The organism is Streptomyces sp. NPDC035033 (assembly GCF_040636735.1).
Classification (GTDB): domain Bacteria; phylum Actinomycetota; class Actinomycetes; order Streptomycetales; family Streptomycetaceae; genus Streptomyces.
Window position 1 is genome coordinate 1 of record NZ_JBEZUZ010000145.1, and the last position, 11,254, is coordinate 11,254.

Annotated in this window: 11 protein-coding genes; 7 read left to right on the top strand and 4 right to left on the bottom strand. The window is 71.4% G+C overall.

The genetic code is table 11. The features are described from left to right. Window positions 1-56: 56 nt before the first annotated feature. Entirely contained in the window at window positions 57-1,538 is a 1,482-nt protein-coding gene (locus tag AB0E83_RS33570) for a hypothetical protein (protein WP_362120304.1), read from the bottom strand. A 67-nt stretch (window positions 1,539-1,605) separates the two neighbouring features. Beyond that, window positions 1,606-1,812, bottom strand: coding sequence for a hypothetical protein (locus AB0E83_RS33575; RefSeq protein ID WP_362120306.1), 207 nt, complete (start codon window positions 1,810-1,812; stop codon window positions 1,606-1,608). 130 nt (window positions 1,813-1,942) lie between these two features. On the opposite strand from AB0E83_RS33575, the gene AB0E83_RS33580 reads away from it, so the two are divergent. After that, the gene (locus AB0E83_RS33580) at window positions 1,943-2,917 is read left to right on the top strand and encodes a carbohydrate kinase family protein (RefSeq protein WP_362120308.1); all 975 of its coding nucleotides are present in this window, start codon (window positions 1,943-1,945) and stop codon (window positions 2,915-2,917) included. A gap of 368 nt (window positions 2,918-3,285) precedes the next feature. On the opposite strand, the gene AB0E83_RS33585 is transcribed toward AB0E83_RS33580, so the two are convergent. Beyond that, the gene (locus AB0E83_RS33585; protein WP_362120310.1) at window positions 3,286-4,677 is read right to left on the bottom strand and encodes an aminotransferase class V-fold PLP-dependent enzyme; all 1,392 of its coding nucleotides are present in this window, start codon (window positions 4,675-4,677) and stop codon (window positions 3,286-3,288) included. Window positions 4,678-5,033: 356 nt separating this feature from the next. Here AB0E83_RS33585 and coxB point away from each other — a divergent pair, with 356 nt between their 5' ends. From coxB to AB0E83_RS33605, 4 genes are all read left to right on the top strand, one after another. After that, window positions 5,034-5,999 carry a cytochrome c oxidase subunit II gene (gene coxB / locus AB0E83_RS33590; RefSeq protein ID WP_362120311.1) on the top strand — a complete coding sequence of 322 codons (966 nt, stop codon included), beginning with the start codon at window positions 5,034-5,036 and terminating at the stop codon, window positions 5,997-5,999. Continuing rightward, a complete protein-coding gene (gene ctaD / locus AB0E83_RS33595) occupies window positions 5,996-7,729 on the top strand; it encodes a cytochrome c oxidase subunit I (RefSeq protein ID WP_362120313.1) in 1,734 nt (577 codons plus the stop codon). Before coxB ends, ctaD begins: the two co-directional genes overlap by 4 nt. Beyond that, the gene (locus AB0E83_RS33600) at window positions 7,726-8,124 is read left to right on the top strand and encodes a cytochrome c oxidase subunit 4 (protein WP_362120315.1); all 399 of its coding nucleotides are present in this window, start codon (window positions 7,726-7,728) and stop codon (window positions 8,122-8,124) included. Before ctaD ends, AB0E83_RS33600 begins: the two co-directional genes overlap by 4 nt. Before the next feature lie 109 nt (window positions 8,125-8,233). Further along, window positions 8,234-9,490, top strand: a complete 1,257-nt coding sequence (locus tag AB0E83_RS33605; RefSeq protein ID WP_362120317.1) for an Ig-like domain-containing protein — start codon at window positions 8,234-8,236, stop codon at window positions 9,488-9,490. A gap of 18 nt (window positions 9,491-9,508) precedes the next feature. On the opposite strand, the gene AB0E83_RS33610 is transcribed toward AB0E83_RS33605, so the two are convergent. Further along, window positions 9,509-9,910: a hypothetical protein gene (locus tag AB0E83_RS33610; RefSeq protein ID WP_362120319.1), complete on the bottom strand. Its 402-nt coding sequence runs from the start codon at window positions 9,908-9,910 to the stop codon at window positions 9,509-9,511. A gap of 202 nt (window positions 9,911-10,112) precedes the next feature. Here AB0E83_RS33610 and AB0E83_RS33615 point away from each other — a divergent pair, with 202 nt between their 5' ends. Together AB0E83_RS33615 and AB0E83_RS33620 are read left to right on the top strand one after the other, a co-directional pair. Further along, window positions 10,113-10,733: a heme-copper oxidase subunit III gene (locus AB0E83_RS33615; RefSeq protein WP_362120321.1), complete on the top strand. Its 621-nt coding sequence runs from the start codon at window positions 10,113-10,115 to the stop codon at window positions 10,731-10,733. Window positions 10,734-10,807: 74 nt separating this feature from the next. After that, the coding region (locus AB0E83_RS33620; protein WP_362120323.1) for a cytochrome c at window positions 10,808-11,254 on the top strand (447 nt) is incomplete at its 3' end.

The following is an 11,254-nucleotide window of genomic DNA, read 5'->3' on the forward strand; positions in this document are numbered from 1 at the left end:
GAGCGCGCTCCCGGGCCACCGCCCCTTCCGTTCTCCCCGCGGCCGCGGCCGCGGCGCTACCGCCTCGGCACGGCCTCGCCGCTCGCCGCGTCCACCACCGGCCGGTCGCCCAGCGGCGCCGCCAGCGTCACCTTCACGGTGATCTCCTTGGCGACCAGGACGCAGGCCCGGCCCTCCTTCATCCTCTCGTCGATCCGCACCCGCACCTGGCGCGGGTCCTCGGCGGCGTGCGCCGTGTAGGTGCTGCACACCCCGCCCCAGAAGGTCACCGCCAGCGTCCGCCCGTCGGCCTCCAGCGCGTACGAGTCGATCCGCCGCACCGGCGCCGTGCCCTGGTCCGGCGTCTCCGGGGCGGGCTCGGGGGACGGCGTCGCGGACGGCACCAGGTACTCCGGCGCCACCGCCGTCGAGGTCACCGTGTACGGCGCCGCGTCGGCCGGATCCGCCGTGAACAGCCACGCCGGCACGAGCACCCGCCCGTCCGCCGTGTCCGTGGCGGCCAGGCCGAGCGCCGCACCCGTCACCGGCACCTCGCGCGGCGGGACCGTGTCGACGACCGTCTGGCAGGGCGCGTCCTTCCCGGACCCGCCGCCGGGCTCGCCGGGCGCCTGCGGCTCCCCGGCCGGCGGGTCGGTGGCGCAGCCGCCGATCCCGATCGGGCCCGTGCCCCTCGACTCCTCGTTCAGCCGCGCGAGCGCCCGCTCGGCCGGCACCACCGGGTACGTCTCGCCCCGCGCCGGCTCCTTCAGCGTCCCGCTGCCCGCGACCGGCCGCCCGTCCGGGCCGATGTGCAGCCCCGTCGACCAGCCGTAGGTGGGCAGCCCGCCGATCACCGGATCGGCGTTCACCACCCGCACCGAGCCGTTCATGACCTGCGTCGCCGACACCTTGGCGTCGTCCTGGCCCAGCGCCTTCAGCACCGGCGCGGCCGCCGCCCTCGCCGCCGCCTCGCTCACCGGCGAACCCCCGGCCGGCGGCTTCGCCTCGCCCGGCGGCGGACACTCCCGGCCCTTCAGGCAGGTGTCGCCCACCGGGCCGCCGTCGTACCAGGAGTACGTCCAGTTCCCCGGCGCCTGCCGGGTCACGTCGAGCCGCGGCCCCCGGCCGTCCTTCTCGGGCCGGATCGTCCACACGTCCCCGACCAGCGCCGGCCGGCCCCGCACGCCGAGAACCCCGGCCAGCCTGGTCACCTCCTCCGAGGTGACCAGGCCCTCCGGCCGGTGGACCGCGGCCGACGAAGGCCCTTGGGGGAGTGGGCCCTCGGCTCTGTAGACCGTCCCGCCCGGGCCGCCGCCCGGGTCCGGTTCGCCCGGCGCGATCCCCGCGCCCGGGCCCGTACCGCCGCTCGCGCCCCCCAGCCGCAGGGGCGGCGGCGCGGGGGTGCCCGCGGCCCGGGACTCCGTCCCGCTCCGGTCGCCGTCCCCGTCGTCACCGGAGGCGGTCAGATACAGCCCGCCGCCCCCGGCCAGCAGCACACCCGCCGCCACCGTGGCGACGAGCGCGGTCCGCCGCCCGCGTCCGCTCTCCGTACCGCTCACCGCAACGCTCCCTCGTGTCGATCGGACACCGGTGGGACGGGGCGGGGGCGCGACCGGTTCCGTCCCGTCAGCCGCCGTACTCGGCGGTGGCGGCGATCAGCCGTGCCGAGGCGGCCGGGACGACCACCCCGAGGATCGAGGAGGGGGAGACCGGAGCGGGCGCGGGATCGGCCGGCGCCACCCAGTGCGGGGCCATCCGGGCACCGGCCCCGCACAGCTCGGCCAGGCTCAGCTCGGACTCGTCTCGCTCCGCGGGAGCGGGGTACGTGGTCATGGCCGCACCGTATGCACCACCCGCCCCCGGAGAAAAGCCCTACTCTGGGGTAGTTTCCGCTGTTCGGCAGCGGGCCCGGCACCGGATACCGTGGAGAGTCATCACCCTTCACCCGCAGGAGCGCCCAGCCGTGCGTATCGCAGTCACCGGCTCCATCGCCACCGACCACCTCATGACCTTCCCCGGCCGGTTCGCCGACCAGCTCGTGGCCGACCAGCTCCACACGGTGTCCCTCTCCTTCCTCGTGGACAACCTCGACGTCCGCCGCGGCGGCGTCGGCCCCAACATCTGCTTCGGCATGGGCCAGCTCGGCGGCAACCCGATCCTCGTCGGCGCGGCCGGCTACGACTTCGACGAGTACCGCGCCTGGCTCGACCGGCACGGCGTCGACACCGGCTCGGTCCGCATCTCCGAGGTCCTGCACACCGCGCGCTTCGTCTGCACCACGGACAAGGACCACAACCAGATCGGCTCCTTCTACACCGGCGCCATGAGCGAGGCCCGCCTCATCGAGCTCAAGGCCGTCGCCGACCGCGTGGGCGGGCTCGACCTCGTCCTCATCGGCGCCGACGACCCCGAGGCGATGCTCCGCCACACCGAGGAGTGCAAGGCCCGCGCGATCCCCTTCGCGGCCGACTTCTCGCAGCAGATCGCCCGCATGGACGGCGAGGAGATCCGTCTCCTCCTCGACGGCGCGACCTACCTCTTCTCCAACGAGTACGAGAAGGGCCTCATCGAGTCGAAGACCGGCTGGACCGACGAGGAGATCCTGTCCCGCGTCGGCCACCGCGTCACCACGCTCGGCTCGCGCGGCGTGCGCATCGAGCGCGCGGGCGAGCCGGCGATCGAGGTCGCCTGCCCCGAGGAGGAGGCCAAGGTCGACCCCACCGGCGTCGGCGACGCCTTCCGCGCGGGCTTCCTCACGGGCCTCTCCTGGGGCGTGAGCCTGGAGCGCGCGGCGCAGGTCGGCTGCATGCTGGCGACGCTGGTCATCGAGACGCTGGGCACGCAGGAGTACACGCTGCGGCGCGCCAACTTCATGGAGCGCTTCACCAAGGCGTACGGCGAGGAAGCCGCCACCGAAGTCCACACCCACCTCTCCTGACCCACCCCCGTCCCTGTGGGCTGCGCCCACCGTCCCCCCGTGCGGGCTGCGCCCGCCGTCGCTGTGGGCAATCGTCCCGCTGGGGGTCCCCCCTGGACGAAGTCCTTGGGGGAGGGACGGGTGGGCACAGGGACGGCGCCCCGTGCCGGGCCTAGGCTTTCCGGGCCTGAACCCGCACCCGGTGTACGGCGCCGTACGGGTGCGGGTTCAGGCGCATGTGCGGAGGCACCCGCAAGGGTGCCGTTCCGTTGTGCCCACCCGTTCCGCCCCTTGCGGAACGCCTGCCCACAACGGAGCGTCGGGCGCGGGCCGCAGCGAAACGGGCGGCGCGGGCCGTGGTGGGGCCCGGTGGGGCGAGGGGGCGGGGGTTACGAGGTGCGGCGGATGACGTAGGCGCGACCGCCCCGGGGCGACGGGGCCTCCCCGACGTACTCCTGCCCCCGCATCTCGCACCACGCCGGAATGTCGAGCCGCGCCGCCTCGTCGTCCGCCAGCACCGTCACCGTCCCCCCCACCGGCACCGCCCCGATCACCTTCGCCAGCTCGATCACCGGGATCGGGCACCGCTTCCCGAGCGCGTCCACCACCGTCTCCCCGCCCGCCGCGGCCCCCGTCCCCGTCCCCGCCGCCCCGTCCGCGCCCAGCCGGTCCCGCACCCGCGCGACGACGCCCGGCAGGACCTCCAGGAACCGGTCCACGTCCGCCTCCTCCGTACCGGCCGGCAGCGAGACCCGGACGTTCCCCTCGCTCAGCACCCCCATCGCGCGCAGCACATGGCTGGGCGTCAGCGTGGAGCTCGTGCACGACGAACCGGACGAAACGGAGAAACCCTCCCGGTCCAGCTCCGAGAGCAGCGTCTCCCCGTCGACGTACAGACAGGAGAAGGTGACGAGGTGGGGGAGGCGCCGCACCGGGTCGCCCACCACCTCCACGTCCGGCACCAGCTCCGGCACCCGCGCCCGGATCCGGTCCACCAGGGCCCGCAGCCGGGCGCCCTCCGCCTCGGCGCCGGCCCGCACCGCCCGCAGCGAGGCCGCCGCCGCGACGATCGCCGGCAGGTTCTCGAAGCCGGGCGCGCGGCCCGACTCCCGCTCGTCGGACGGCCCTTGCGGGGCGAACCGGACGCCCTTGCGCACCGCGAGGAGCCCCACCCCGGCCGGACCGCCCCACTTGTGCGCGCTCGCCGTCAGCAGCGACCAGCCCTCCGGCACAGGCCCCCAGCCCAGCGACTGGGCCGCGTCCACGAGGAGCAGCACGCCGGCCGCCCGGCACGCCTCCGCCACCTCGGCCACCGGCTGCTCCGTGCCCACCTCGTGGTTGGCCGACTGGAGGCAGGCCAGGGCCACCCCCTCGCCCAGCTCCGCCGCGAAGGCCGCCGGGTCCACCGCGCCGGTCCGGCCGACCGGAACCTCCGTCACCGTCCCGCCGGCCGCCGCGTGCGCCTCGCCCGCGTGCAGCACCGAGGAGTGCTCGACGGCGGAGACCACGAGCCGTCCGCCGGCCCGGCGGCGCCCCGCGAGCGCCCCCGACACGCCCGAGTGGACCGCGCGCGTCCCCGAAGGGGTGAAGACGAGTTCGTCCGGCCGGCAGCCCACCGCCTCCGCCGCGGCCTCCCGCGCCGCGTCGAGCAGCAGCCGGGCCCGCCGCCCCTCCCGGTAGAGACGGGCCGGATCGGCCCACCCCTCGTCCAGGGCGGCGAGCAGCGCCTGACGGGCGACGGGGTGCAGGGGAGCGGCGGACGCGGCGTCGAAGTACGGCATCCGCCCACGGTAGAGCCTGGGGCCGGGCCCCTCCGCCGCGGCCCGCGGGCGGCGCGGGCGGACCGCGCGGCGCGCACCGGCCGCCCGGGGTGAGCGCCCGTCAGGAGCGCCCGGCGGCGGGCCGCCAGATCCCCGGACGGGCGCTTCCGCCCCCTCTCCGGAACCCTTCGGTCCACCCCTTCGGGGACTCGGACGGCGCGTTGGGCACCCTCCCCGCGCGACCCCAAATAGCGTCCAGTAGGGTTTGGTCCGCATAAACATCCAAACCCCTGCCCGCGGCCGGGGCGGCGACCGACCAGCGAGACGGACGGCCGTGGCCGACCAAACGCGGGCCGAGACTCTCGGGAAGGCGCTACGTGAGTCCCAACGGCTCCGACCGCTCGTCGCGGCGCCCGATGCGGCGGAAGCTGCCGCAGGTGCTGACTGCGGGCCTGATCCTGGCGACAGCCACCGGCTGCTCGTACAACTGGGAAGACTTCCCTCGCCTTGGCATGCCCACCCCCGTCACGGAAGAGGCGCCTCGGATCCTCTCCCTGTGGCAGGGCTCCTGGGCCGCCGCGCTCCTCACCGGCATCCTGGTGTGGGGCCTCATCCTGTGGGCGGTCATCTTCCACCGGCGCAGCCGGACCAAGGTCGAGGTACCTCCGCAGACCCGCTACAACATGCCCATCGAGGCGCTGTACACGGTCACCCCGCTCATCATCGTCTCGGTGCTCTTCTACTTCACCGCGCGCGACGAGTCGAAGCTCCTTGCCCTCTCGGACAAGCCGGCCCACACCATCAACGTGGTCGGCTACCAGTGGAGCTGGGGCTTCAACTACATCGAGAACGTGCCCGGCGTCGAGGGCGACGCGAAGACGGACAAGAACCTCGCGTCCATTCCGGACAAGTACATCAAGGACTTCCCGGAGAACGCGGGCGGCGTCAACGTGGCCGGCATCCCCGGCGACCGGAACCCGCAGACCGGCAACCCGGGCCCGACCCTGTGGCTGCCGAAGGGCGAGAAGGTCCGCTTCGTCCTCACCTCGCGCGACGTCATCCACTCCTTCTGGGTGGTTCCGTTCCTCTTCAAGCAGGACGTCATCCCGGGTCACACCAACGTCTTCGAGGTCACCCCGACCCAGGAGGGCACCTTCCTCGGCAAGTGCGCCGAGCTGTGCGGTGTCGACCACTCCCGGATGCTCTTCAACGTCAAGGTGGTCTCCCCGGAGCGCTACCAGGCGCACCTGAAGGAGCTGGCTGAGAAGGGCCAGACCGGCTACATCCCGTCCGGCATCGAGCAGACGGACCCGGCCAGGAACGCGGAGAAGAACCAACTGTGAGCATCCCCAACGAAACCAAGGGTGCCGCGGCTGAGGACTCGTACGAGAACGAGCTGCCCGTCCGCCGCAAGCAGCCCGGCAATGTGGTGGTGAAGTGGCTGACCACCACCGACCACAAGACCATCGGTACGCTGTACCTGGTCACCTCGTTCGTGTTCTTCATCATCGGCGGCCTGATGGCGCTCTTCATGCGCGCCGAGCTGGCCCGTCCGGGCACGCAGATCATGTCGAACGAGCAGTTCAACCAGGCGTTCACGATGCACGGCACGATCATGCTGCTGATGTTCGCGACGCCGCTGTTCGCCGGTTTCGCCAACTGGATCATGCCGCTGCAGATCGGCGCGCCCGACGTGGCGTTCCCGCGGCTGAACATGTTCGCGTACTGGCTGTACCTCTTCGGCTCGATCATCGCGGTGGCCGGCTTCCTCACCCCGCAGGGTGCGGCCGACTTCGGCTGGTTCGCCTACTCCCCGCTGTCGGACGCCGTCCGCTCGCCGGGTGTCGGCGCCGACATGTGGATCATGGGTCTGGCCTTCTCCGGCTTCGGCACGATCCTCGGCTCGGTCAACTTCATCACCACGATCATCTGCATGCGCGCCCCGGGCATGACGATGTTCCGCATGCCGATCTTCACCTGGAACGTGCTGCTGACCGGTGTCCTGGTCCTGCTCGCCTTCCCGGTCCTGGCGGCGGCGCTCTTCGCCCTCGAGGCGGACCGCAAGTTCGGTGCCCACGTCTTCGACGCGGCCAACGGCGGCGCTCTGCTCTGGCAGCACCTCTTCTGGTTCTTCGGCCATCCAGAGGTGTACATCATCGCCCTGCCGTTCTTCGGCATCATCTCCGAGGTCATCCCGGTCTTCAGCCGCAAGCCGATGTTCGGCTACATCGGTCTGGTGGCCGCGACCATCGCGATCGCCGGTCTGTCCGTGACCGTGTGGGCGCACCACATGTACGTCACCGGTGGCGTGCTCCTCCCGTTCTTCTCCTTCATGACGTTCCTCATCGCCGTACCGACCGGCGTGAAGTTCTTCAACTGGATCGGAACGATGTGGAAGGGCTCGCTGTCCTTCGAGACCCCGATGCTCTGGGCCGTCGGCTTCCTGATCACCTTCACCTTCGGTGGTCTGACCGGCGTCATCCTGGCCTCGCCCCCGATGGACTTCCACGTCTCCGACTCGTACTTCGTCGTGGCGCACTTCCACTACGTCATCTTCGGCACCGTCGTCTTCGCGATGTTCTCCGGCTTCCACTTCTGGTGGCCGAAGTTCACCGGCAAGATGCTCGACGAGCGCCTCGGCAAGATCACGTTCTGGACGCTGTTCGTGGGCTTCCACGGCACCTTCCTGGTGCAGCACTGGCTCGGTGCCGAGGGCATGCCGCGTCGTTACGCGGACTACCTGGACGCCGACGGCTTCACCGCCCTGAACACGATCTCGACGATCTCGTCCTTCCTCCTCGGCCTGTCGATGCTGCCGTTCTTCTACAACGTGTGGAAGACCGCCAAGTACGGCAAGAAGATCGAGGTCGACGACCCCTGGGGCTACGGCCGTTCGCTCGAGTGGGCGACCTCCTGCCCGCCGCCGCGGCACAACTTCCTCACCCTGCCGCGGATCCGTTCCGAATCCCCGGCGTTCGACCTGCACCACCCTGAGATCGCGGCTGTCGACCAGCTGGAGAACAAGCCGCACGAGGCCGCGGCCCTCACGGGCAGCAAGGAGGCCGGCAAGTGAAGATCCAGGGCAAGATGTTCATCTGGCTGAGCGTCTTCATCCTTGCCATGGCGATCCTGTACGGCGTCTGGTCCAAGGAGCCGGTCGGCACGACGGCGCTCTTCCTGGCCTTCGGCCTGGCCATCATGATCGGCTACTACCTGGCCTTCACGGCCAAGCGGGTCGACGCGATGGCGCAGGACGACAAGGAGGCCGACGTCGCGGACGAGGCCGGCGAGGTGGGCTTCTTCGCCCCCCACAGCTGGCAGCCGCTCTCGCTGGCCATCGGTGGCGCGCTCGCCTTCCTGTCCATCGCGATGGGCTGGTGGATCATGTACTTCTCCGCGCCGCTGATCCTCGTCGGCATCTGGGGCTGGGTCTTCGAGTTCTACCGCGGTGAGAACCAGAACCAGTAACACCCCGCAACACCCCGAGGGGCCCGGTCACTTCGTACGCGAAGCGGCCGGGCCCCTCTTTTGCCGCGCTCGGCGCGCCCGCGCGCGGAACTGTCCTTAGCGTGAGGTCATGAACGACACGCCGCGCATTCGGACTGTTCTGAGCTGCACGCTCCTGGCCCTCACCGTCACCGCGGGCGCGACGGCGTGCGCGGGCCCGGACGCGCATCCGCTGTCGGCGAGTCCCTACGACGCGGCCGACCAGATCGCCTTCGCGGCCGCCGACGGGACCAGGCTGGACCCCGAGAAACCGCTGGAGATCACCGCCAAGGGCGACGAGGGGCGGATCGCCGACGTCACCGCCACCGACGCGGCCGGCCGCCACCTGGCGGGCGAACTCACCGCCGACGGCCGCACCTGGCGCTCCACGGCCTCGCTGGCCGCCGGGACCCGTTACACCGTCAGGGTGGCCACGGAGGACGCGGACGGGGCCCCTGGGGCCCGTACGTACACCTTCGAGACGGCTCCGGCCAAAAGGGCCCTGACCGTCACCTTCGGACCGGAGGCGGGCACGTACGGCGTCGGGCAGCCGATCACCGCCGACCTCAGCCTCCCCGTCAAGGACCGGGCCGCGCGCGCCGTCGTCGAGCGGGCCCTCAAGGTCCGCTCCACGCCCGCCGTCGAGGGCTCCTGGTACTGGGTGGACGACAAGAAGCTGCACTTCCGGCCCAAGGAGTACTGGCCGGCCGGCGCGCTCGTCTCGGTCACCGGCAACCTCGACGGCCTCCGCGTCGGCGACAAGCTCTACGGCGGCCCGTCCGAGCCGCTCCGGCTGAAGATCGGCGACCGGATCGAGGCCATCGCCGACGCCGGGACCCACCACATGACCGTGAAGCGCAACGGAGAAGTGATCAAAACCATTCCGGTGACCACCGGGAAACCGGGCTTCTCCACCCGGAACGGGATCAAAGTGGTGCTCGGCAAGGAGTACAACGTCCGGATGCGCGGCACCAGCATCGGCATCTCCGAGGGCAGCTCGGAGTCGTACGACCTGTCGGTGTACTACGCCACCCGGGTCACCTGGAGCGGCGAGTACGTGCACGCCGCCCCCTGGTCCGTCGGCTCCCAGGGCGTCGCCAACGTCAGCCACGGCTGCGTGGGCATGTCCACCGGCAACGCGGCCTGGTTCTACGAGACCGTCCGCCCCGGCGACATCGTCAAGACCGTCAACAGCTACGGCGACATGATGGACACCTTCGGCAACGGCTTCGGCGACTGGAACCTGTCCTGGGACAAGTGGCGCCGGGGCAGCGCCCTGGTCGCCGAGAAGGGCGACCCCACGGCCACCCACGACGCCAAGGCCCGCCTCCGGCCCCTGCCGCTCTAGGACCCCCCGCCGGCGGGGCTACGCGTCGATCGACAGGCGCGAGCGGAGCAGCCCCGCCAGCGACGCCGCGAACTCGACCGGTTCCACCGGAAGGGTGACCGCGGCGTCCGCGCGGCTCCAGGTGGCCAGCCAGGCGTCCTGCGGGCGGCCGATCAGCAGCAGCACCGGCGGGCAGTGGAAGACCTCGTCCTTGATCTGCCGGCAGACGCCCATGCCGCCCGCCGGGACGGCCTCGCCGTCGAGAACGCAGACGTCGATCCCGCCCTCGTCCAGCCGCTTCAGCACGGCCGGGAGCGTCGCGCACTCCACGAACTCCACCGGGGGCACGTCGGCCGCGGGCCGCCGCCCGGCGGCGAGCCGGACCTGCTCCCGGGTGTTCGCGTCGTCGCTGTAGACCAGGACCGTGGCACTCGACTGCATCGTTCCTCCGTCCGGAAGGCGGGCCGGTCGTCCTCGACCGATGCGCGGGATGCTACTCCGCTCCACACCCCGTCAACACCCGTTCAACACCTGTTCGAAGGGTGCCCGGCGGCCCTCGCGATGGGCCGTTCGGGCCCGACACACCCCTCTGACACTCCGAACGGCACCCCCCGGAGTGAGGGCGGGATAAGCGACCGACATAATGTCGGTCGTGGCGACAGTAACGACAGTAGAAACCGGGCACGCGCACCCGTCGGTCAATCGACCGAACCTCACCAGCGTCGGAACCATCATCTGGCTGAGTTCCGAGCTGATGTTCTTCGCGGCCCTCTTCGCGATGTACTTCACCCTGCGATCGGTGACCGGTCCCGAGTTCTGGGCGGAAAAGGCCTCGGCCCTGAACTTCCCCTTCTCGGCGACCAACACCACGATCCTGGTGCTCTCCTCCCTGACCTGCCAGCTCGGCGTCTTCGCCGCCGAGCGGGGCGACGTGAAGAAGCTCCGGACGTGGTTCATCATCACGTTCGTGATGGGTGCGATCTTCATCGGCGGCCAGGTCCTGGAGTACACCGAGCTGGTCAAGCACGAGGGCCTCTCGCTCTCGTCGGACCCGTACGGCACGGTGTTCTACCTGACCACCGGCTTCCACGGCCTGCACGTGACGGGCGGTCTCATCGCCTTCCTGCTGGTCCTCGGCCGGACCTACGCCGCCAAGAGGTTCACTCACGAGCAGGCAACCGCCGCCATCGTCGTGTCCTACTACTGGCACTTCGTCGATGTCGTCTGGATCGGCCTCTTCGCCACGATCTACATGATCAAGTAGTCGGTCACCGCCCGACGCGGCGGACCGACATCCAGCAAGCATCGACGCAGAAGATCCTGACACCGGGGTAATCCGTGAAAAAGCTCTCCGCACGACGACGCCATCCGCTGGCGGCGGTCGTCGTCCTACTTCTCGCGCTGGCGGCCACGGGGGGGCTGTACGCCGCGTTCGCGCCCGCGGGCACGGCGAAGGCCGATGAAACCGCCCAGTCCCTCGCCATCGAGGAGGGCAAGAAGCTCTACTCCGTCGGCTGCGCCAGCTGCCACGGAACCGGCGGTCAGGGCACCACTGACGGCCCGTCCCTGGTCGGCGTCGGCTCCGCGGCCGTCGACTTCCAGGTCGGCACCGGCCGTATGCCGGCGCAGCAGCCGGGTGCCCAGGTCCCGAGGAAGAAGGTCATCTACACGCAGGCTGAGATCGACCAGCTCGCGGCGTACGTCGCCTCCCTCGGTGCCGGCCCGATCACGCCGAAGGAAGGCCAGTACAACCCCGCGGGCGCCGACATCGCCAAGGGTGGCGAG